The sequence below is a fragment of the Caballeronia sp. DA-9 genome (genome assembly GCF_051615025.1).
Taxonomy (GTDB): Bacteria; Pseudomonadota; Gammaproteobacteria; order Burkholderiales; family Burkholderiaceae; genus Caballeronia; species Caballeronia sordidicola.
This window is the reverse complement of record NZ_CP195132.1, coordinates 2,037,001-2,059,226: the sequence shown is the minus strand read 5'-3', so window position 1 is coordinate 2,059,226 and position 22,226 is coordinate 2,037,001. Positions and strand designations below refer to the sequence as shown.

Genomic DNA, 22,226 nt, shown 5'->3' with positions numbered 1-22,226 from the left:
GGCATTGTGAAGTTGTCGAGTGTGCGACGACACAAAGGCAGGTGTGACGACGATCGGAAAGCTGTTGGCGGATTTTGGGCGAGTTCGGAGATTTCGCGCCAGGCAATGACTCTCGCCGCAAGTGGTTGGCGATAGAGTGAAGCGCGCATCAAACGCCGCTTGAGCACGAAATGCAGCCGAATCGACCCGAAGCATGAGAGAAATTCTGTGTGCGTTTAAGGTCGGGACGGCCGCGCATACGTCGCTCGCGTTCGCTGGCCGGTTGGCGGCCGTTCTCTGTGCGGTTGTTAAGTCGGCCCGCAGCTTTGACCAACACGTGCTTCATGTTCGCAAGTGCCGGAATTTCGGCATTTACCGCCAAATAGCTGCGCAACTGATCCGTGACGACCTTGCTTGCAGCGGATTCGAGCGAAGCACACGCTTGAAGAAGCGTTTGGCGGAGCTCTTGTCGCGCCGCTTTTCCCCCAAAACGTTGTCGCACCGGCATCGGATTGTCTCGTGTCTCACTGTACACCGCTCGAAGAGCGGTTCCTCAATGTCGTGCCAGCTCAACTGCAAGCGCAAGTGCCAGCGCCTGGCACAACTGATGACGCCGACTGGGAAGCGATGACCGTGATAAAGCGATTTCGATTCTTCATCGCGACATCTTACGTGACCGATTCAACAACCTGACAATGCCCTAAGATGCTCCGTTTTTCCTATCGGACGATTGAGGCGCCGGCGCCTTGGATTGCCGTCACCTTAGCGCAACTTTATCCATGGTTCGCCCCATTTTTGCAACCCTGGATTTCGATATCGCCTTGGCTTGCCGAAATCTGTTCAGCGTCGTTGTGGCGACTGGTCCCCGCGTCACGATGTGATTCGCGCCTGACGATCCTTCAAAGTTGTGCGACTTTGAAACGCCTCTTTATTTTCAAGGTTGTTCGTCGGCCGGTGTGCCGTTCACGTCGTCAATTTTCAATCGCCGCAAAATCAACGAGGTGTTTCGTAAGTGAATAAAGCTGGAAGTTCAGCCAATGGGACCTGCGAGCTCTGCGTCCAACGAGGTGCAGCGAGCGACGATCGCCCACGCGGTTCGGGCCAGCTTATTGGCCAGCGCGCACGCCACCACGTTTGAGTGCCATCGCGTCACCATCGCGCGAACCCACTCTGCCCGGCGGCCGGTTCGTTTATCCACGCGTCGCATGTAGGCTCGGCTGCACAAGACCAGCAAGCACCTAAAATTCTTGTCGCCGCATCGGCTGATCCCGAGAAGTCGCGACTGCGCCCGTATTGTTTGCCCTCGCCAACTCCGCGGCAAGCACGCTGGCGGTGATCGAAACAACTCCCGGGTGCTCAGCAGACGCTGTCCGGCATCGTCGTCAGCGAGTTGACGCGCCAGATCCTGGTCCATTTCACTGATTTGACCGGCGAGGTACTTGATATGTTCATGCAGGCATTCGAGAGTTGCAACCATACGGGCCGGCAGTTCATGCCCGATGAGCACGGCCGGCAGACGCATGACGGCGCTCGTACCCACCGGCACGCTGACACCGAAATTGAGTAGGAAGCCGCGATGTGGTTGATAGTCCTCGTGCACTACGCATCATCAATTGGCGGACGCAATGCAAGACCGAAAGCGCCTGCCGCGATTCCGTCTTCAGTGTCACGAAGCTCATCGTCGGTCGCGACGCCGCTTCGCAGATCGCTTGGGCACCCACAAAATCACTCTTATTCGACTTGACGAATGGCAGAACAAACTGCGGCGAGATCAGCTTGACCGTGTGTCTCAATGCAGCCAGCTTGCGCACCACACGATGCGAACCGGCGCAGGCTTCCATGGCCACGGTACAGACATGAAACGTCGCGAAGAATTCAATCAGTTGCTTGCGGCTCAGTTTTCTGCGAAACACGGCATTACCTTTTCTGTCCTGCCCATGCAGACTATGCTTGCCCAGATCGATACCAACGAGTGTCGTGTCGTCCATGATGGTCTCCAGTTCTAGATGAACGCTGCCAGCGGAACTTACTCGGCTGTGCGGACCATCCCATTAGTTGTCAACTGGTGCCCCGGCCGTGCCGATCTCCCAACAAAGCTTGTAAATTCACGATTGCAATAAACCTGTCACCGGGAAGGTCTGGGACAAGTGTTCAAACCACACGAGTCCGCCGCGAGTTCCTCCTTTCTTTGGCGAAGACTTCATGCAGTTTTCGTCGGGGCCGGCCCATTACCGTAGAGCGGCAATATTCTGGATTCGAGCATTGCGATCGCCTGGATTGCCAATTGTGACAGTGTGTGCTTGCTGCTGGTCGCGATCGCAAGACGGCTGAAGAGCGTCGGCTCGGTAATGCGGATCACCTGGAACGGACGCTTGAGTACATCGCTAGCGGTCGCGTTAAGGGAAAGCACAGCGTAGCCAATGCCCTCATTAACGAGATCGAGAATCGAGGCCACTGCATCGACCTCCAGTTCGATACGCAATCTCACGTCCTGCTCCACGGCAGCGGCCTCAACCATCCGTCTGATCGCATGCATGCGGCCGGGGATGACGAGCGGGTAACTAATGATTTCCCGCAGCGTGATCGTCGTTGTGGGCTGGCGTGCTGCCTCGAGAAATGTATTGTCACTGTACGTGCCGATCAGAAACAGTTCTTCAATAAAGATGGTTCGTTTGTCGATCAACGGTGTATCGAACGTGTCGTACAGAACTGCCACGTCGATACGACCCATCATTAGCCATTCCACCAAGTGGGTCGACAGGCCTTGCGCAACCGAGATGGTCGCGCCCGGAAACGACGTGCGAAAACCTCGCACCAGTTCATGCGTGGCGACCCTGGCAAAGCTCGGCGTGATGCCAATGGCGAAATGGCCGCCAAGCGCGCCGTGCAACGCATCCAGATCCTGCGACGCGCGCTGCACCTGCTGCAAGATGCCCTTCGCATGCTCGAACATTCGCTCACCGGGGGGCGTGAGCGTCACCCCGCGGCCGTTGCGCTCGAGCAGCGTGTGCCGCAATTCCACTTCAAGGTGCCGCACCAGCCGACTCAAGGCGGGCTGGTTGGTGTCCAGCGTAATGGCGGCGCGCGTAAAACTACCGAGTTCGGCGACATGAACGAACGCCTCGAGCTGCTTCAAGTCCATTTTGCATAAGCCATGTGAATTTTATATATCAGCTAGCTGGATATCGCGATTGTAGCGGGCCACTCACGCGGCCACAATGCGTTCAATCAGAGAAAGCCGCGCCCTGTGGCAATGACATCGAGAACATCGAGACAACGCTCATGAAATCCTGCCTGCCGCCCGATCCCTGTCCCGTTCAACCCACTCAGCCCCTGCCCGTCGGCGCCTGCGACGCACACTGTCACGTGTTTGGCCCCGTCGAAACGTTTCCGTATGCACCAGAGCGCAGTTATACGCCGCCGGATGCGCCATTCGAGCGCCTGGTGGCGCTGCACGATTTCATCGGCGCGAGCCGCGGCGTGATCGTGCAGGCGAGTTGCCACGGCACCAACAACACCGCGATGCTCGATGGGATTGCACGTGGCAACGGACGCTATCGCGGCGTCGCGATCGTCGACGGCGCCGTCACCGACGAACAATTGGCTGACCTCGACGCACGCGGCGTGCGCGGCGTGCGTTTCAATTTCGTCGCACATCTGGGCGGTGCGCCCGATCTCGACGTTTTCGACAGCGTGCTCGAACGTATCGAGCGGCTCGGCTGGCACGTCGTGCTGCATCTCGATGCGCAGGACATCCTGCAATACGCCGCGCGGATCGCACGCATCAAGGTGCCATTCGTGATCGACCACATGGGCCGGGTACGTGCCGAGGCCGGAGTCGACCAGCAGCCGTTCCGCCAGCTTCTGGAACTGATTCGCAATCCGCTCGCTTGGGTCAAAGTATGCGGAGCGGAGCGCGTGTCCGCGGGTCGCCGTCCATTCGACGATGCGATTCCCTTCGCGCGCACGCTGATCGAAGCCGCGCCCGACCGGGTCCTGTGGGGCACCGACTGGCCGCATCCGAACATCAGCCACGACATGCCGAACGACGGTGAACTGGTCGGTTTGCTGTTCCGCTTCTGCCCGGACGCGGCGCTGCGCGAACAACTGCTCGTCACGAACCCGGCACGGCTTTACGGATTCTGAGCAAACCGTTCGTTTCACTAATTTTTGAACCGCCACAGCTACCCATTCAAATCAGGAGGTAACGATGGCCGATATACATCGCCAAGCGGGCCGCTCTGCCGATTGGGCTAACTTCGAAGCGGCGTCATAAACGACAGTGCCGTCATGACTCCCACCGCGCGCAACGCGAAGAAAGCCTTCTATCGCACGCTATATTTCCACCTGTTAGTCGCGATCCTTCTCGGCGTGCTGCTCGGTCATTTCGTGCCGTCACTCGCCGTGCAGATGAGACCGCTTGGTGACGCGTTCATCAAGCTAGTCAAGATGGTGATAGGCCCCATCATCTTCTGCACCGTCGTCACCGGCATGGCCGGAATGGGCGACATCAAGAAGGTCGGGCGTGTCGGCGCTAAGGCCCTGCTTTATTTCGAATTGGTATCGACGCTGTCGCTCGTGATCGGGCTCGTGGCCGGACATCTGTTTCGTCCCGGCACCGGCTTCAATCTGAATCCGGCGACGATCGATACGAAAGCACTCGCCGAATTTGCAACTGCCGCGCATCAACAGAACACCGTCGAGTTCCTGATGCACGTCGTTCCCGACACCATCGTAAGTGCTTTCTCGACCGGCAACGTGCTGCAGATCCTGCTGATCTCGGTGCTGTTCGGGGCAGCGCTCGCGGGCACGGGAGAACATGGCCGACCGCTAGTCCGAATGGTTGACCAGTTTGCGCACACGTTTTTCGGCATCGTCCACATCATTATGAAGGTCGCGGCGATCGGCGCGTTCGGGTCGATCGCGTTCACGATCGGTACCTATGGCATCGGTGCCGTGCTGCCGCTGCTCAAGTTGGTCGGCGCGTTCTACCTGACGCTCGCCTTCTTCGTACTGGTCGTGCTCGGGGTCATTTCCCGATTGCTAGGCTTCAGCATCCTGCGTTTCCTGAGCTATATCCGCGAAGAAATCCTGATCGTGCTCGGAACGAGTTCGTCCGAGGCCGCACTGCCGCAGATGCTTGAAAAGCTTGAACGGCTCGGCTGCTCGAAATCGGTCGTGGGTCTCGTGATTCCAGCTGGCTATTCGTTCAATCTCGACGGCACCAACATCTACCTGACGATGGCCGTGTTGTTCATCGCGCAGGCCTTCAACATCGAACTCAGCCTGACGCAGCAGCTCACACTCGTGGGCGTCGCGATGTTAACGTCGAAAGGTGCCAGCGGCGTGGCAGGTGCGGCCTTCTTGATGTTGACGTCAACATTGCTGGTATTCCCGATTATTCCGGTGTCCGGCATGGTGCTGATTCTCGGCATTCACCGCTTCATGGGAACGGGGCTCGCGATCGCCAACACCATCGGCAACGGTGTCGCGACGGTGGTGGTGTCCGCCTGGGAGCACGAGCTCGACCGTTCGAAACTGAACACCGAACTGTCACGCCGTCACACCGTATGAACCGGGCTTCTCGGTGCCGCCATCGCCGTCGAACCTGATCCTCGCCGAGTGGGCATGCACGAAGCACAGCGCCCCGCTGAACCATAGCAAAGTGCGCAACACCGGTTCACTCGCATATGAACATATTCTGTCCAAGCTGACGTTTGTGTGTACGGTCTTTTCCTACGACAAGCTGACGACAAATCCGTCGGGGGTGTGCCCACGGTGTCGGCATGCAGCATTCGTTTTAAAACCACGTGCCTTTGCAGGCGAACAAGACCTATTAATGAAGTCGGCTCGCTTTGCACACGAATAATTGTGCCGCTAATTCAATCAGTTGGAGCGACGATGATCATCGACATTCACGGCCACTACACGACCGCACCGAAAGCACTGGAAATGTGGCGCAACCGCCAGATTGCTGGCATCACAAATCCGTCCGAGATGCCGATGGCGTCCGAATTGCACATCGGCGACGACGAGTTGCGCGAGTCCATCGAAAGTAACCAGTTGCGGCTCATGCTCGAGCGTGGCCTCGATCTGACGATCTTCAGCCCGCGTGCAAGTTTCATGGCGCATCACATTGGGGACTTCCAGGTTTCCAGTACTTGGGCGGCGATTTGCAATGAGCTGTGTTTCCGCGTGAGCCAACTTTTCCCCGATCATTTCATTCCGGCGGCGATGCTGCCGCAAAGCCCGGGCGTGGATACGGCCACCTGCATCCCTGAGCTCGTCAAGTGCGTAGAACAGTACGGCAACGTGGCGATCAATCTCAACCCGGACCCTTCAGGCGGCCACTGGACCAGTCCACCGCTGTCCGATCGCTACTGGTACCCGATCTACGAGAAGATGGTCGAGTACGACATCCCCGCAATGATCCACGTCAGCACGAGCTGCAACTCGTGCTTCCACACCACCGGCGCGCACTACCTGAACGCCGACACGACCGCGTTCATGCAGTGCCTGACCTCGGACCTGTTCCGCGACTTTCCAACCCTGCGCTTCGTGATTCCGCACGGCGGCGGTGCCGCGCCCTATCACTGGGGTCGCTTCCGAGGGCTCGCGCAGGAGCTGAGAAAGCCGTTGTTGAAAGACCACCTTCTTAACAATATCTTCTTCGACACCTGCGTCTACCATCAGCTAGGCATCGATCTGCTGACGCGCGTGATTCCCATGGAAAATATCTTGTTCGCGAGCGAAATGATCGGCGCAGTGCGAGGTATCGATCCGGAGACAGGCAACTATTTCGACGACACGAAGCGCTACATCCAGGCCGCGCACATCGATGTGGACCAGCGGTACAAGATTTACGAGGGCAACGCGCGCCGCGTGTACCCGCGTCTCGACACAGCACTAAAATTGAAGGGACAGTGATCATGTATGAACTAGGAGTGGTGTATCGCAACATTCAACGAGCGGACAGCGTCGTCGCTGCGAAGCTTAGTGCCCTGGGGACCGCCACCCTGCACGAGGCAATGGGCCGAGTCGGTCTGCTGAAGCCCTATATGCGCCCGATCCATGCCGGCGCACGTGCTTGCGGGACTGCCATCACGGTCCTGCTGCAGCCCGGCGACAACTGGATGCTACACGTCGCGGCGGAACAGATTCTACCGGGCGATATCGTCGTTGCGGCGCTTACCGCTCAGTCCAAAGACGGCTTCTTCGGTGACCTGCTGGCGACCAGCTTCAAGGCCCGCGGCGCCCAGGGCCTGATTATCGATGCTGGCGTGCGCGATGTGAGCATGCTGGCCGAGATGGCGTTTCCAGTATGGAGCCGTGCGATCTCCGCCCAAGGGACGGTCAAGGCGACGCTCGGTTCGGTGAACATTCCCGTGGTATGCGCCGGGGCGCTGGTGAATCCGGGAGATGTTGTCGTCGCGGATGACGATGGTGTGGTCGTGGTGCCCACAGCATTGGCGGCGCAGGTGCTCGAAAAGGCAGCCGCGCGTGAAGCCAACGAAGGGGAGAAGCGCGCGAAGCTGGCCGCCGGCGTGCTCGGCCTGGATATGTACAACATGCGCGAGCCGTTGCAGCAAGCTGGACTGCGCTATATCGACTGAAAGGCAGAGAAACCATGAGTGTGCAGATCACCGGCATCTCTTCGATGGCCACACGTCAGGTGTTGGCCGAACTGGTCGAAGAATACAGGCGGGTATCGGGGCGGAGGGTGGCCATCGAGTCGGTCGGCGGCGTCGCCGCTGCCCAGCGCGTCCAGGAAGGCGAGCCGTTCGATATCGTCGTGCTTGCGGCCGATGCAATCGAACGGCTTGCCGCAGCCGGCCGGATCGATCCGGCCAGTCGAGTCGACCTAGCCCGTTCGGGCGTGGCGATTGCGGTCGCAGCAGGTGCCCCGCGATCTGAGATCGGCACTGAAGCCGCGCTGCGCGAGGCGATTCTGGCCGCACGCAATATCGGCTATTCGACCGGCCCGAGCGGCTTGTACCTGAACCACCTGTTCGAACGCTGGGGCATCGCAGAAACCATCGCGCCGCGCATCGTGCAGGCGCCGCCCGGCGTGCCGGTGGGTACGCTCGTCGCGCGCGGGGAAGTCGAGCTAGGTTTCCAGCAATTGGGCGAGTTGATGCACCTGCCGGGTATCGATGTCATCGGCTCTTTGCCCCCTGAAGTGCAGATCATCACTGTCTTTTCGGCTGCCATATGTACAGTTTCCCGGCAGAAAGATGCCGCGAGGGGCCTGCTCTCATTTCTGGCCTCGCCCGCTGCCGGCTCCGCCAAGCTTCGTCACGGCATGGAGTCGGCATGATAGGAAATGACCATTCTGAAACCTGCCTTGCACATGACTATGGCGTTCATCACCCCGACAAGGGAATGACTTCTCCAGTGTCTCGGGGTCGGGATTGACCAACGCACAGTTTGCTCGGCGTCCGCCATCACAATCTTGGCTCACCTGCGTCGGAGATATGTCTGTTCCCACTACTCACTCGATGACCACGCTTGATGGCACGGAGATTGCGAGAGCGCGATGCTCGCCGGGGCAATGCAGTCTCATCGACACCATGCTGCGCATCTTCAGGCGCGAGCAGGAGCATTTCGGCGACTTTGCTATCCACGCCGATTAGGGCAAATCGGTCATGGCTGGCCACGATTTCAACCGTTCATGCGCGTCCGTCATTCACATCATTGAAAGGAGAGTGCCGTGTCAATTCGGCTCGACCTGACTTACGCCGACAACAACGTCGTGAATGCCTTGCACCGTCCCATTTGCGATCTCCTATGGTGCGCCTGGACGATCGTGCTGGCTGGAATGCGAAGGGTTGCGCGCGCCGACTTCGCGAGCGCAGTTACTCTAGCCGGAGGCTTTGGTTTTCTCGGGATGGTACGTGAACCGACTGAACTGATTCGCGACGAGGTCCGAGGCGGGTTCGATCGAGGACGCGCGGGCAGCTGAAGAGGCCGGCGCGCGGGTGCTGATTGCGCAATGGTGCGAGGCTGGTGGCCATGTCCGAGGCGATCAGCCGTCGGACTGCTGCTGCCCGACATCGTGGCGACCACGCGCCTTCCTGTCCCCGCGGCTGGCGGCATCACAGATGGGATGATCTTGCAACCGCCCTCTCCTTCGCCGCCAAGGGAGTCGTGTTCGGCACCGCATTTATATCCACCAACGAATCCTTCGCTCATACATATCACAAACAACGCATTGTCGGTGCCGCCGAAGATGAAACGCTTCTGACCAACGCGTTCCACTTCAGTTGGCCGGAAGGAGCACGGGTCTCCGTGCTCCCCAACAGCGTCACGCGTGGTCATCGGGGCATCCGTTCAGCACAGTCAAAACCGTCATCGAAAAAGAAGCTGGCCAGTCGATCTGTCTGTTCAGCACCGACTCGCCGCTGTGTTCAATGACGGGCGATTTCGAGGCCGTGGCCCTCTACCGCTGCCGGAATCAGGAAGAGTCGACGCTCACAGCAGCCGCCGACCGTCTGGATCGCGTTGTGACAGATGCGGCCGCGGTAGTTGAAAGCGGCGCCGAGCGTGCGCACGAATCGGCGGCGCTGGCCTCCCCCATGTGCTTTGCCGACGAGATGGATGAAGCACAAATGGGATACGCGAGCCGGGACGCGTTACTCGCTGCCTTGAACGAATTGTTGGAAACCGAGCGCTCGGGCGCGCAGGTGACGTCGCAAACCGCGGCGGCAATGACCGATACACCTGCCAAAGCAATCGTGACGAGCATCTGCCGAGACGAAGCGCGTTGGTGCAATGTGCTGACCGTCGCAATTATGTCGCTGCATGCCACGCCCACCCGGTGTACGGAAGCGTTCTATGAAAAGGCGATGGCCATCGGAGATCTATCGCAACGCAGCGTTTCTTAATCGCGGGCAGGAGTGGGTCGTGCGCAAGCTAAAAACGCTGCTGCCGCGAATCCGCGACGAACCTATCCAGAACGATCTTGCTGCCATGCTTGCTTCGCATGAGGCGGACATCAGACGCGCCTAACTGAATCTTTCCGCACCGCGCAACCGTGAACGGCGTCGGCCCGCATACGTAGAAGTCTGCAGTTTCTACAAGTTCATCGTCGACAAGCAAGGACAGGTCGACCCTCCCTGCCGCATCGTAATCGACTTCGCGCACATCGACTTCGCCAACCTCTTCGTAATAGATATGCTTCGCTAGATTACGGTGCGTCGCAACGCGTTGATTGACCAATCCTTGAACGCATGAGCCCTGGCGTCGCGGCACGCGTGAACGAAGACGATTCGGCGCGCTTTGATAGTCCTGACTGAGCGAGGCTGGCATTGAGATCATCGGGGTGATTCCGACACCGCCCGCTGACCAGCGCCGCGGGCGTGCGTTTGTCCATTCCGAGCGTAAATACCCCATCCGGTCTTGAGATTACCCACATCTCAAACAGAAATTGCGTTAACCTATAAATACAGAGGATAACTACGTGAATAATGAAAGAGAGAGAACGAGCAGACGTTGAATCATGGCTAGATCGCGAGATTGAAGAGAGCGAATTTCGGGACGTGCGACTTAGCAAGCGGTTTGCAATGCTGCTCGGGCGATTATGGAAGGGTATGGGTCAGACCATTCCGCTTGCGTGCTAGGATCGGGCCAATACCAAGGCAGTCTATCGATTCATGGGCAATGATCCTTCAGTGATCGTGACATTCTGCGTGGACATTTCCAGGCGACTGCGCAGCGTTTTTCCACGACCGATGGACCGATTCTTGTTCTTCAGGACACCACCACGTTTTCGTACGAAAGAGAACATTCGCAGCTCAATTGACCAACCTGATCGCCATCTTTTGCATCCTTGCCTGGCGTGTATTCCGGCTGACCGAGATCAATCGATCTGCACCTGAGGCCTCACCGGAGGTGGCACTTACCGCAACCGAGGTGACGCTTCTTGACCAGCTCGTCAAGGATATGGCACGCTCCGCACAGGCGCTTCCTCTGTCTCGCAGCCTAATCAAGCTCGCCCAACCGGGCGGCTATCTCGCGCGCCAACGATCCCTCGCCGGGCAATAAGGTCATCTCGCGCGGCACGCATCGGCTTGTCGACATTGAACTCGGATACTGACGGGCGCGGGAAAGTTATGGGTAATCTCAAGTTGAGTAAATGTGTTTACATCTTGTCTCTTGCGGTGCGAGACAGGATGGTATGAACGTTATTCGAGTGATAAAGTGCGGAACAAAGTCCAGGCTATCCTGCCGGGCAAGAAAGGTGATCGTGGTCGAACAGCATCCAACAATCACTGGATTCTCGAAGCAGTGCTGTGGATTTCCCGAACCGGCAGTCCGTGGCGCGATCTTCCCGCGAAGTTCGGCGGATGGCACACGGTATATATCCGCTTCTCGCGCTGGCGCAGCAAGGGCGTGTGGCCGCGGGTGGCGAATGCCTTGGCAGTGGAGACCGAGATCGAACACATCCTGATCGATTCAACGATCGTGCGAGCGCACCAGCATTCGGCCGTGGCTTAAAAAAGTGGGCCACAACCGCTCGGACGTTCCCAGGGCGGACTGAGTACCAAACTGCATGGGCGGTGGACTCGAAAGGTCGCCCTTTGCGACTGATAGCCACCGAAGGACAGGTGGCCGACATTTCGTTCGCCGCGCAACTGGTCGAGCATCTGCGCACCGGAGCAGTTATCGCAGACAAGGGCTACGATGCCGATCACTTCGTACAACGGATTCCGGCTACCTGCGCAAAGGTTGTGATCCCCCGCGTCAAAGCGGAAGACAAAGCGCCGCTACAACCGTGCCTTGTACCGCACCCGAAACCTGGTCGAACGATTCTTTAATCGCATCTAGCATTTAATTTCGCCGCGTCTCCGCTCGATATGACAAGCTCGCTGAGAGCTATCTCGTGTTTGCGTCGCTTGCCTGCACGTTTGGCCCAGTCGTAAATGTGAGCACGGCCTAGCACGGCCGTCGCCCTTAGCACCGGCGATCGTGTGTCGAATGGCGCAACGCAGAGTCCGCGAATCCCGATTCAAGAGCAACGGCTTGCAAGCGACAGGGATCGAAGCGCTGAAAGAATCGCTAAGACGCCGTAACACGCCCTCGGTGCGCATCGTTTATAGTCGATTCGATTGCAGCTTACAAAGCCGTCAAGGCTCATCCACGTTCACGCCATGTCCAACAGCGAAACCCGAATCCTTCTAGTCGACGACGACGCCGCGCTGCGCGACCTGCTGAAGGCTTTTTTCGATGAACGCGGCCTCGCCGTCACATTCCGGCAAGACGCGCGCGACCTGAATCAGGTGGTGATGCGCGAACGCCCGTCGATCATCGTGCTCGACCTGATGATGCCGGGCGTCGACGGCCTGACGGCGCTCACCCGGCTGCGCGCCGACAATGACGACACACCGGTCATCATGCTGACGGCGCGTGCGGACGACATCGACCGCGTGGTTGGCCTGGAGATGGGTGCGGACGACTACCTCGGCAAGCCGTTCATGCCGCGTGAGCTGCTTGCGCGCATCAACGCGGTGCTGCGTCGCCAGGGCGTGGCCCGGTCGCCCAGCCCGACGACTCCGCGCTCGGAACCGGTGCGTTTCGGGCGCTTCGAACTCGACTTCGACGGCCGCACGCTCACGCGTGACGGCGAACCGCAGCGTCTCACCAACAGCGAGCTGCGTCTGCTCAACGTGCTCGTGCGCCATCCAATGGAAACGCTGTCGCGTTCGCGGCTGCTTACGCTCTGGTACGGCACGCATGCGGATGTGACGGAACGCGGCATCGACGTGCCAATCTGGCGGCTGCGCCAACTGATTGAAGACGATCCCTCGCAGCCGCGCATCATCCAGACCATGCGTGGTATCGGCTATATGTTCGTGCCGCCGCGAGCCCCCGGCGAGACACCCGATGCATAAGCCGATGCATAGGCTGCTGCGCCCTCTCAACACGATCTTCGGCCGGCTTGCGTTGCTGTCCGTGGGTCTGCTCGTCATGATGCAACTGACGTGGCTCGTGATCGTCGATCGAGAGCGCGGCGTCATCGAGGCGGATCACGTCAGCCGGCTGGTGCGGCTGGTGCTGGATCCGGCGGCGAGCGCGGCCGACGGCCCGAGTGAGCATCTCGCCGCCGCGCTTGGCCTGCGTTTTGTCGACGCCGGGACGCGGTCAGCACCGCTCGGTTGTCCCCCGCCCTGCGCCGATACACATGGCCCGTTCGAAGCCTCCGTGCGCGCGGACCTGCCGCCGCAGAGCCGCGTGGTGCTTGACCACACCGAGACGCTCATGTGGGTGCGCTATGGCACGTCGTCGCGATGGCTTGTGATTCCAGCCGTCGTGCCTCCGCTGAGCCGTTTTCTGAGCGCCAGTGCGCTCATGCTGTTCCTCGCCATCGTTATCGCACTGCTCGGCGCGTGGCAGATACAGAAACCCATATCGAGGCTGGCACGGGCAGCACGCGAATTCAGATTGGGGCATCGTCCGCCGATGGTCCTTGCCAACGGTCCATCGGAGGTCGAGAGCCTGATCGGCGACTTCAACGAAATGGCCCGCGAATTGAGCGACGCTGAACAGGAACGCGCGGTCATGCTGGCCGGTGTGGCGCATGACCTCCGCGCGCCGATCACGCGCATCCAGGTCCGCGCGAACCTCGTGCCGGACACCATCGCGCGCGATGGCTTTTTCCGCGACACTGAATCGCTTGCGCAGATCGTCACGCAATTCCTCGACTTCGCCCGCGATACCGAAACCGATGCGCACGCGCCGTGGATCTCAGTCGATGCGTTCTGCCGTTCGCACTATGCGGAAGCAGAAGCTGAAGCAAATGTCGACGGCCACGGCGTGCTCGCACGAGACCCGCTGTTCGTACTCGACCTGCAAGCAGGCGACGACTTTCGTCTGCCCGCCGTGGAACTGGACCGGATACTGTCAAACCTCGTCGAAAACGCGTTCACCTACGGCGCGCCGCCGTTGTGCATCGCGACGTTGCGGAGCAACGGGCGTGACCGCCTGAGCGTGCTGGATCACGGCAAGGGCATGCCGGAAGCCCATTTCACGCGTGCGCTAAGACCCTTCGTGCGGATCGATCCCGCCCGCGGCGGCGACGCGCATTGCGGCCTGGGCCTGACGATCGTGCGGCGTCTCACGCGCCGTTACGGCGGCGAGCTGTCCATGCACAATGCCGACGGCGGCGGCCTCGCCATCGTGCTCGACTTCCCCTCGCGCATGCGCACCTGACACTGTTGCGGCGTACACCTGTACGCCCGCCTTCAGCAGAGTTACATCGTGTAATCAGTGACTAAGCCAGCGTAAGGCGCGGCTCGTTAAGCTCGTGTCATCCCTGCCGCTGGCATGGCGTTGCGCGGTTTTCTCCGAGCCTCCGTGGCCTGGTCGAACGCCTCTCGAGGCAACCCTCCTTCGCTTTCCCTCGCGTTTTTCGAAAGACCTGCGTGTCGATGTCTGCCCGGCGGCCCTTTGTCGAACCTTGATCGAAGGATGCTCACCGCATGACCCGAATAATCCATCAGGTATCCGTACTTCATTCCGGAACCGTACGATCACTGCGCACCCGTGCGCTTGTGGCCGTTGCCGCTTCGGTGACCGCGTTGTCGCTCGCCGCTTGTGGCGACGGCGGTTCACAGCGTCCGCCACAGGACACGCCTGAAGTGGGCGTTGAAACCATCGCGCCGCATCCGATCGTCGCCAGCACCGAACTATCCGGCCGCCTGTCTGCCGTGCGTGTGGCCGACGTCAGGCCGCAGGTGCAGGGCATTGTGATGAAACGGCTCTTCACGGAAGGCTCGCTGGTCGCGGCGGGCGGGGTGCTCTACCAGATCGATCCGGCCAGCTACCAGGCGACGTACGACCAGGCCGTCGGGACGCTGGTGAAGGCGCAAGCCACGGCCGACGCCGCGCAAACCAAGGCCACGCGTTATACGGATTTATCGAAGATCGACGGCGTGAGCAAGCAGGATTACGACGATGCCATTTCGTCACTGCAGGAAGCGAAGGCCGACGTGGTCGCCGATCGTGCGGCATTGAAAACCGCCGCGATCAACCTCGGTTACACGAAGGTCGTGGCGCCCATCGCCGGCCGAATCGGCAAGTCGAGCGTGACCGAAGGCGCGCTTGTCACCGCCGAGCAGACCACGGCGCTCGCCACCATTCAGGCAACCAGCGAGATGTACCTCGATGTCACCCGATCATCGGTCGACTGGCTGCGGCTGCAAAAGGAATTCGCGAGCGGCCAGTTGCAGCAGGCGGGCAGCGACGGCGCGGTCGTGCATCTCGTGATGGAAGACGGCAGTGATTATTCGCATGCCGGCAAGCTGCTGTTCTCGGATATCACCGTCGACGCCACCACCGGTTCGGTCACGCTGCGCAGCGTGCTCCCGAACCCGGAGGGCACGCTGTTGCCGGGCATGTTCGTGCGGGCGCGGCTTGAAGAAGGCGTGAACCAGCAGGCGATCACGGTGCCGCAACTTGCGGTGTCGCGTGCATCGGACGGCTCGGCCAGCGTGCTCACCGTCGGCACCGACAGCAAGGTCGCGCAGACGACCGTGACCACCAGCGGCGCCAACGGCGCGGACTGGATCGTCACGAGCGGCCTGAAAGCCGGCGACCGTGTGATCGTGTCGGGGTCGCAGAAAGCGCGAACCGGTGCGCTCGTCAGGGCGGTCGAAAGCCCCTCTCCTTCCAATTCAAATTCCGATGCCCCCGCTACGGCGGCGACGGCCGCGTCGGCAACCCGCGGTTAAAGCGAGAACCTCATGGCAGGCTTTTTCATCAATCGACCGATTCTCGCGTGGGTCATCGCCATCGTCATCATGATGGTGGGGGCAGCATCCATCCGCACGTTGCCCGTCGAGCAATATCCGAGCGTCGCGCCGGTGTCCGTGCAGATCACGGCGACCTATCCCGGCGCTTCCGCCGAAACCGTGGCGACCACGGTCACGCAGGTGATCGAACAGAGGCTGAGCGGTATCGACAACCTGCTGTACATGTCCTCCACCAGCAGCTCTGCGGGCACGGCGACCATCACGCTGACCTTCCAGCAGGGCACCAACGCGGACATAGCGCAGGTGCAGGTGCAGAACAAGGTGGAGCAGGCAAGCTCGTCGCTGCCGCAGACGGTGCAGAACCAGGGTGTGCAGGTCGCGAAGGCGGCCAACTCGTTCCTGATGATCGTCTCGCTGTCGTCCTCCGACGGCAGCATGAATTCCATCGATCTCGGCAATGTCATTGCGACGCAGATCGAGGACCCGTTGACGCAGATCGACGGCGTGGGCGACGTGACGCTGTTCGGCGCGCAGCACGCCATGCGCGTGTGGCTCGACCCGGTCAAGCTGCAGGCGGTGGGTGTGACAGCAAGCGATGTCACCACCGCGATCACCAACCAGAACGTGCAGCTATCGGTCGGCGAGATCGGCGGTTCTCCATCGACGAAGACGCAGGCGATCAACGCCACCCTCTCCGCTTCGAGCCTGCTCACGACACCCGCGGAGTTCGGTTCGATCCTGCTGCGTGTGAACACGGACGGATCCAAGGTGCTGTTGAGCGACGTGGCACGTGTGGAAGTGGGTGGCGACGATTACAGCACGGACTCGCGGTTGAACGGCAAGCCTGCCGCTTCGCTTGCGGTGAAGCTTGCCAGCGGCGCGAATGCAATGAACGTCGCGAAGGCGGTGCGCGCAAAGCTCGAACAGTTGACCCCGCAGTTACCGCGCAGCGTAGTGGTGGACTATCCGTACGACACCACGCCGTTCGTGCGGATATCGATTGAAGAGGTGGTGAAGACACTGATCGAAGCGGTGATGCTGGTGTTCGTCGTGATGTACGTGTTCCTGCAGAACCTGCGGGCCACGCTGATCCCGACTATCGTGGTGCCGGTGGCGCTGCTCGGTACGTTCGCGGTGATGTCGGTGGTGGGATTTTCCATCAATGTGCTCTCCATGTTCGGGTTGGTGCTTGCCATCGGCTTGCTGGTGGACGACGCGATCGTGGTCGTGGAGAACGTCGAGCGTTTGATTGCGGAGGAAAAACTGTCGCCGCTGGAAGCGACGCGCAAAGCCATGAAGCAGATCACCGGGGCGCTCGTCGGTATCACGACCGTGCTGATCGCCGTGTTCATTCCCATGGCCTTCTTCTCCGGTTCCACGGGTGCGATCTACCGGCAGTTCTCGATCACTATCGTGGCGGCCATGCTGCTCTCCGTGTTCCTCGCGTTGACGCTCACTCCCGCGTTATGCGCGACGCTGCTCAGGCGTTCGGACGTGGAGCATCACGAGAAACGCGGGCTGCTCGGCTGGTTCAACCGCGTGCTTGCGCGCGGCACCGACCGCTACTCGACCGGTGTATCCCGCGTGGTCGGCAAGCCCGTGCGTTATCTCGTGATCTATGCGTTGATTGCGGGCGTGGTTGTGCTGCTCTTCACGAAGCTGCCTTCGTCTTATCTGCCCGAAGAGGACCAGGGCATCATCATTACGTCGATCTCGACGCCGGTCGGCACGCCTTCCGCGAAAACGCTCGAGATCGTCAAGCAGGTCGAAGACTACTATCTCGGCTTGCCGCAGGTGGACAAGATCATCACGCTCACGGGATTCAGCTTCAACGGCTCGGGCCAGAACAATGCGCTCGCGTTCGTCAAGCTCAAGGACTGGAGCACGCGCCGCGGCAAGGATGGACAGGCGGCGTCGATCATCCTGCATGCCAACATGCATTTCGCGACCGCCGCACGTGACGCGCAGATCTTCGCGCTCAACCCGCCCGCCATCCAGGAACTCGGCACGCAGAGCGGACTCGACTTCGAACTGGAGGATCGCGCGGGGCAAGGCCACGACAAGCTGATGGCCGCACGCCGCGAGTTGATCGCGCTGGCCGCGAACAACAGCCTGCTCTTGGGCATGCGTCCCGGCGGTCTCGACGACACCCCGCAGTTCCACGTTGACATCGATCGCGAGAAGGCCAGCGCGCTGGGACTCTCCGTTGCCGATGTAAACGACACGCTGGAGACGGCGTTCGGTTCGACCTACGTGAACAATTACGTCGATACGGGCCGCATTCAAAAGGTCTATGTGCAAGCCGATGCGCCCTACCGGATGATGCCTTCGGACATCGGACGCTGGTATGTAAAGTCGAGTACATCGGGCACGTCAAGCAGCACGACCACGAGCACCACAAATTACGACGGCCAGATGGTGCCGTTCTCGGCGTTCGCCACCGGCAAGTGGACTTTCGGCCCGCCGCAGATCGAGCGTTTCAATCGCAAGCTCGCGATGGAAATCACCGCGCAAACCGGCGCGAACGCAAGCACCGGCCAGGCGATGGACGCAGTCGAAGCACTCGTCAAAAAACTCCCGGCCGGCTTTGGCATCGACTGGACCGGGCAGTCCTATCAGGAACGGCTCGCGGGTTCGCAAGCGATCTATCTGTATGCGATCTCGCTGATCGTTGTGTTCCTGTGTCTCGCGGGTTTGTACGAAAGCTGGTCTATCCCGATCGCGGTGATTCTGGTGGTGCCCCTCGGCGTGCTCGGTGCGGTACTTGGCGCGCATCTTCGCGGGCTTCCCGACGACATCTATTTCAAGGTCGGTCTGCTGGCGACCATTGGCCTGTCGACGAAGAACGCGATCCTGATTGTCGAATTCGCGAAGGACCTGCAAGCGCAAGGCCGCAGCCTGATCGACGCCACGCTGGAAGCGGCGCGCCTGCGCTTGCGGCCAATCCTGATGACCTCGCTGGCGTTCATATTCGGCGTGCTGCCGCTTGTGATCAGCACGGGTGCGGGATCGGCGAGCCGCCACGCGATAGGCACCGGCGTGATGGGCGGCATGATCGCCGCCACTGTACTCGCGATCTTTTTCGTACCGGTGTTCTTCGTCGTCGTGCGGCGTTTGTTCGGCGAGCACGGCCACACCACGCATAACGAAGGTGCGCAATGATGAGACTCAAACTGGGTGTTTGCCTGCTGGCGATCGCGACGGTCGTAACGCTCACCGGCTGCACGCTCGACCCGCATTATGAGCGGCCCGCCGCGCCGGTGGACGCAACCTATCCCCATGGTGACGCTTACGAAAGCACGACGGCCGCGCAGAAGACAGCCGCGGATACATCAAAGACCCTAGCCGTCGATACCCAATGGCGCAGCTTCTTTCGCGATCCGCGCCTGCAGCGGCTGATCCAGATCGCGCTCGACAATAATCGCGACCTGCGCGTCGCGGCGTTGAACGTGGCGGAATACGAGGCGCAATATCGCATCACGCGGGCGGCGCTGGCGCCGTCGATATCCGCAAGCGGCAGCGTGACGCGCGAACGCGCGTCAGGCGCAACCAGCGTATCGAACGATCTCAACATTGGGACTACGTCGTGGGAGATCGACTTCTTCGGGCGTCTGCGCAGTCTCAAGCGGCAAGCGCTGGAAAACTATCTATCGACCGAGGCATCGCGGCAAAGCACGCGCATCAGCCTGATCGCGACGGTGGCGACCGACTACCTGACGTGGCTCTCGGACGAGCGCTTGCTGAAGATCACGCAGGACACGGTGGCGGCCGACCAGGCCACCTACGAGGTCACGAAGCGCATACAGGAACTGGGCAACTCCTCTCTGCTCGATGTTCGGCAGGCGCAGAACACGCTTGCCAGCGCGCAGGCCAGTCTTGCGTCGTACCGGCGGGCCGTGGCCCAGGACCGCAACAACCTGGTCGCTGTGCTCGGCGCGCCCATTCCAGACGATCTCCCGGCCGCGCCCGCATTTGACCAGGCCACCGCCACATCGATGTTCGCCGAGATCGATGCGGGGTTGCCTTCGACCTTGCTTACGCGCCGGCCGGATATTGTGGAGGCGGAGCATGCGTTGAAAGCGGCGAACGCGAACGTTGGCGTCGCGCGGGCGGCGTTCTTCCCGAAGATAGAACTGACCGCGACCGCGGGGGCGTCGAGTTCTACGCTGTCCGGTCTGTTCAAGGCCGGCACCGGCGCGTGGACATTCGCGCCGACCGTGTCCTTGCCGATCTTCGATTACGGCAGCGACAAGGCGTCGCTGGACGTTGCGAAGATCGAAAAGAATATCGAGATTGCCGACTATGAGAGTGCGATCCAGACGGCATTCAAGGAGGTATCGAATGCGCTGACGGCACGTGCAACGTACATGGATCAAGTGAATGCGGATCACGCTTATGTGAGCTCTGCGCAGAGCTATTACACGATTGCGCAGGCGCGATACAAAGCGGGTACGGACAGCTTTCTTACGTTTCTCGATGCACAGCGCACGCTCTATACCGCGCAGCAGCAGTTGGCTTCCGATAGCCTGTCGCAGCAGACCAGCCTCGTTACGCTGTACAAAGCACTGGGAGGTGGGGTGGAGTAAGGAGGCGAGTAACGTCTTATGCGTTGATGCGTTCTTCTCGCGCTTCCCGGATATATGATATGGCGCCACGCCCTCGAGCGCCATCGCACATTGATTCGCGCACGGCCCGACAAACGCTAATATGGTTGAAACAAGTGCATAAGTGCTATTTCACGCCTACATTAATTGACGCATTGAGTTTCTGACTCGGATGGAAGAGAACGACGCGCCGGGCTGCAATCGGAACCGTTTCTCCTGTTTTCGGATTACATCCCAGACGCTGCTTTTTTTCGCGGAGCCGAAAGTTACCGAAGCTAGATAGTCTCGTGTTTTCCCCACTTTCGAGTGTCTCCGCAATCACGTCAAAAAAAGCGTCGACTATTTCTTTGGCTTCCCGCTTGCTCAGTCCGATACGTTCGAACAGCGCGTCAGCCAGATCAGCCTTTGTTAAGGTCGAGCTTTCACGTGATCTGTCGTGCGAAGGCAGCCAACCAGGTTTTGCCATCTTGTCATGTGTCGTAGACAGAAAGGGTTCGAAGTCTCTCAGATTCATCTGGTTTCGGGAAAAATGTCGCTGGATACTGAAGAAACGGTATCTTAAGCGCGTTGCGTGATTCCTGCCACGGAATGCAGTCAATTGAATCTGGCGACATTGGAATTCGTCGGCGTTCGGAACGCCCTGAATGCCGAAGAGAGACGCTGACTACCGCGCAAGCTATGCGCATGCAATCATTTTCCGTTCGAGCGGAGGTCTGGTTCGCGATCGATAGGTGCTCGCCTGCCTGCCAAGCGCCTGAGTGTCCATGCGCGACGCGGCGGCAATCCATGGTCAGGTGACATCTCCCCTGACATCTCCACGTGTGTCCGGTACTCGATACGCATCAATGCGCCAACCGTATTTAACAGTCACGTCCATCTCATAGACCTTCGCAAGCAGGCTGCCTGATTACCGTATGACGCAGAAGAGCGAACCTCACGAGAAGGAATCGGCAAGCAACCGATCGCTCAACCTTGTTGCAACGTCATTTTTTTCCTGACGCCTAATGCAGGCGACGGATCCTGGATACGATCACAGCCGGTACACCTCAGGCAGTTACAGCATTCGCAGACACCGAATCCTGCCGATCTGTGCCGAGCGGCCCAGGTAGGCACGGTGATGAATTCGGACATAACGCACGTGGAAAACGTTGGCAGGCACGTTATCGACAAGTTGGGACGGGACCCACACGATCTAGTCGTCGGCGACACTCGCCAGACTGTCCATCACTGGCCTGGTACTCCAGGGTGCGGGACGCTCTTCCGTATGCTGTTATAGCGCCGCATTTTATCAACGGACAGAGCCACTACAGGATGTCTCGTTGCGCTGCAGCTATTCCGGGCGGGAATCAATGCTGTATCGGTGCATGGCGTGAGCCGTCGAAGCATGTCAGGGGGTGGGAATTTCCGCACTGACGAATCGCATCCGCTCATCTCGCCACTGTGCGTGGTCGACTCGCCTAACCAGTCTCCTGACGTAGTCCTTAGCGAGCCGAGCCGGAACTACCATTGAATGCCGTCCAGTGGGTCGAGCCGTCCTGCGGCTTTCGTCTGAGCGTGTGATCAAGCACCCGGGCTTCCAGGCGTGCCAGATCCCGACGCGGCGCACGGCCCGGATGTCGCCCAGACAGTCCCGCCAGACGCTCGCTCGCGAAGCGGGTCTTCCAGGTCGTGACGAAACGCGAGTCGCATCGCAACTCATTCACGATCGCCTCGCGCGAGGCCCCGTGGTCGAGCAGCAGGATCAGCCGCGCACGTCGCACTTGACCTACGGCCATCGTGCAACTGCGTTGCATCGCCATCAATTCCTCGCGCTCGGCTTCGCTCAGATTCATCTTGTCCATGCACCGTTAGATTGGTGCAATTCAATGGTTCAACTGACTAGTGGACCGGATGC

19 protein-coding genes and 4 pseudogenes are annotated in these 22,226 nt (G+C 60.0%); 17 read left to right on the top strand and 6 right to left on the bottom strand.

Going from position 1 to position 22,226, the window contains the following annotated elements; genetic code table 11:
- Positions 1–59: 59 nt before the first annotated feature.
- The 3 genes and pseudogenes from ACRWA7_RS15700 to ACRWA7_RS15690 all read right to left on the bottom strand — a co-directional run.
- Positions 60–660: pseudogene (locus ACRWA7_RS15700) on the bottom strand (DDE-type integrase/transposase/recombinase); the annotation flags it as partial.
- 349 nt (positions 661–1,009) lie between these two features.
- Positions 1,010–1,967 (bottom strand): annotated as a pseudogene (locus tag ACRWA7_RS15695) (IS110 family transposase).
- Positions 1,968–2,179: 212 nt separating this feature from the next.
- Complete coding sequence (locus tag ACRWA7_RS15690; protein WP_438391814.1) at positions 2,180–3,121, bottom strand: LysR family transcriptional regulator; 942 nt, start codon at positions 3,119–3,121, stop codon at positions 2,180–2,182.
- Between the two features lie 140 nt (positions 3,122–3,261).
- Between ACRWA7_RS15690 and ACRWA7_RS15685 the strand changes: the two genes are divergently transcribed.
- From ACRWA7_RS15685 to ACRWA7_RS15645, 9 genes and pseudogenes are all read left to right on the top strand, one after another.
- Complete coding sequence (locus ACRWA7_RS15685; RefSeq protein WP_438391813.1) at positions 3,262–4,125, top strand: amidohydrolase family protein; 864 nt, start codon at positions 3,262–3,264, stop codon at positions 4,123–4,125.
- 144 nt (positions 4,126–4,269) lie between these two features.
- Entirely contained in the window at positions 4,270–5,553 is a 1,284-nt protein-coding gene (locus ACRWA7_RS15680; protein WP_438391812.1) for a dicarboxylate/amino acid:cation symporter, read from the top strand.
- A gap of 327 nt (positions 5,554–5,880) precedes the next feature.
- The gene (locus ACRWA7_RS15675) at positions 5,881–6,906 is read left to right on the top strand and encodes an amidohydrolase family protein (RefSeq protein ID WP_438391811.1); all 1,026 of its coding nucleotides are present in this window, start codon (positions 5,881–5,883) and stop codon (positions 6,904–6,906) included.
- A 2-nt stretch (positions 6,907–6,908) separates the two neighbouring features.
- Positions 6,909–7,592 (top strand): 4-carboxy-4-hydroxy-2-oxoadipate aldolase/oxaloacetate decarboxylase, encoded by a 684-nt coding sequence (gene ligK, locus ACRWA7_RS15670; RefSeq protein WP_438391810.1) that lies wholly within the window; start codon positions 6,909–6,911, stop codon positions 7,590–7,592.
- 14 nt (positions 7,593–7,606) lie between these two features.
- Positions 7,607–8,296, top strand: a complete 690-nt coding sequence (locus ACRWA7_RS15665; RefSeq protein WP_438391809.1) for a substrate-binding domain-containing protein — start codon at positions 7,607–7,609, stop codon at positions 8,294–8,296.
- A 157-nt stretch (positions 8,297–8,453) separates the two neighbouring features.
- Positions 8,454–8,612, top strand: a complete 159-nt coding sequence (locus tag ACRWA7_RS15660; RefSeq protein WP_438391808.1) for a hypothetical protein — start codon at positions 8,454–8,456, stop codon at positions 8,610–8,612.
- A 77-nt stretch (positions 8,613–8,689) separates the two neighbouring features.
- Positions 8,690–8,941 carry a hypothetical protein gene (locus ACRWA7_RS15655; RefSeq protein WP_438391807.1) on the top strand — a complete coding sequence of 84 codons (252 nt, stop codon included), beginning with the start codon at positions 8,690–8,692 and terminating at the stop codon, positions 8,939–8,941.
- A gap of 50 nt (positions 8,942–8,991) precedes the next feature.
- A complete protein-coding gene (locus ACRWA7_RS15650; protein WP_438391806.1) occupies positions 8,992–9,393 on the top strand; it encodes a nitronate monooxygenase in 402 nt (133 codons plus the stop codon).
- A pseudogene (locus ACRWA7_RS15645) lies at positions 9,390–9,987 on the top strand (DUF6306 domain-containing protein). Before ACRWA7_RS15650 ends, ACRWA7_RS15645 begins: the two are co-directional and overlap by 4 nt.
- Here the strand turns inward: ACRWA7_RS15645 and ACRWA7_RS15640 are convergent.
- Positions 9,892–10,287 carry a hypothetical protein gene (locus tag ACRWA7_RS15640; RefSeq protein WP_438392815.1) on the bottom strand — a complete coding sequence of 132 codons (396 nt, stop codon included), beginning with the start codon at positions 10,285–10,287 and terminating at the stop codon, positions 9,892–9,894. The pseudogene ACRWA7_RS15645 and the gene ACRWA7_RS15640 overlap by 96 nt on opposite strands.
- A 158-nt stretch (positions 10,288–10,445) precedes the next feature.
- Here ACRWA7_RS15640 and ACRWA7_RS15635 point away from each other — a divergent pair, with 158 nt between their 5' ends.
- From ACRWA7_RS15635 to ACRWA7_RS15600, 8 genes and pseudogenes are all read left to right on the top strand, one after another.
- Positions 10,446–10,598 carry a transposase DNA-binding-containing protein gene (locus ACRWA7_RS15635; RefSeq protein WP_438391805.1) on the top strand — a complete coding sequence of 51 codons (153 nt, stop codon included), beginning with the start codon at positions 10,446–10,448 and terminating at the stop codon, positions 10,596–10,598.
- A gap of 178 nt (positions 10,599–10,776) precedes the next feature.
- On the top strand, positions 10,777–11,022 hold the full coding sequence (locus ACRWA7_RS15630; RefSeq protein ID WP_438391804.1) for a hypothetical protein: 246 nt from the start codon (positions 10,777–10,779) through the stop codon (positions 11,020–11,022).
- A 111-nt stretch (positions 11,023–11,133) separates the two neighbouring features.
- A pseudogene (locus ACRWA7_RS15625) lies at positions 11,134–11,917 on the top strand (IS5 family transposase).
- A gap of 211 nt (positions 11,918–12,128) precedes the next feature.
- Positions 12,129–12,869 (top strand): response regulator, encoded by a 741-nt coding sequence (locus tag ACRWA7_RS15620; protein ID WP_438391803.1) that lies wholly within the window; start codon positions 12,129–12,131, stop codon positions 12,867–12,869.
- The gene (locus ACRWA7_RS15615; protein ID WP_438391802.1) at positions 12,862–14,187 is read left to right on the top strand and encodes an ATP-binding protein; all 1,326 of its coding nucleotides are present in this window, start codon (positions 12,862–12,864) and stop codon (positions 14,185–14,187) included. Before ACRWA7_RS15620 ends, ACRWA7_RS15615 begins: the two co-directional genes overlap by 8 nt.
- Positions 14,188–14,456: 269 nt before the next feature.
- Positions 14,457–15,707 (top strand): efflux RND transporter periplasmic adaptor subunit, encoded by a 1,251-nt coding sequence (locus ACRWA7_RS15610; RefSeq protein WP_438391800.1) that lies wholly within the window; start codon positions 14,457–14,459, stop codon positions 15,705–15,707.
- 12 nt (positions 15,708–15,719) lie between these two features.
- Positions 15,720–18,890: an efflux RND transporter permease subunit gene (locus ACRWA7_RS15605; protein WP_438391799.1), complete on the top strand. Its 3,171-nt coding sequence runs from the start codon at positions 15,720–15,722 to the stop codon at positions 18,888–18,890.
- A complete protein-coding gene (locus ACRWA7_RS15600) occupies positions 18,887–20,314 on the top strand; it encodes an efflux transporter outer membrane subunit (protein WP_438391798.1) in 1,428 nt (475 codons plus the stop codon). The genes ACRWA7_RS15605 and ACRWA7_RS15600 overlap by 4 nt, the downstream gene beginning before the upstream one ends.
- A gap of 145 nt (positions 20,315–20,459) precedes the next feature.
- Here ACRWA7_RS15600 and ACRWA7_RS15595 read toward each other — a convergent pair whose 3' ends face one another.
- Together ACRWA7_RS15595 and ACRWA7_RS15590 are read right to left on the bottom strand one after the other, a co-directional pair.
- On the bottom strand, positions 20,460–20,846 hold the full coding sequence (locus ACRWA7_RS15595) for an integration host factor subunit alpha (protein ID WP_438391797.1): 387 nt from the start codon (positions 20,844–20,846) through the stop codon (positions 20,460–20,462).
- 967 nt (positions 20,847–21,813) lie between these two features.
- Positions 21,814–22,173, bottom strand: coding sequence for a helix-turn-helix domain-containing protein (locus tag ACRWA7_RS15590; RefSeq protein WP_438391796.1), 360 nt, complete (start codon positions 22,171–22,173; stop codon positions 21,814–21,816).
- Between the last annotated feature and the right edge of the window lie 53 nt (positions 22,174–22,226).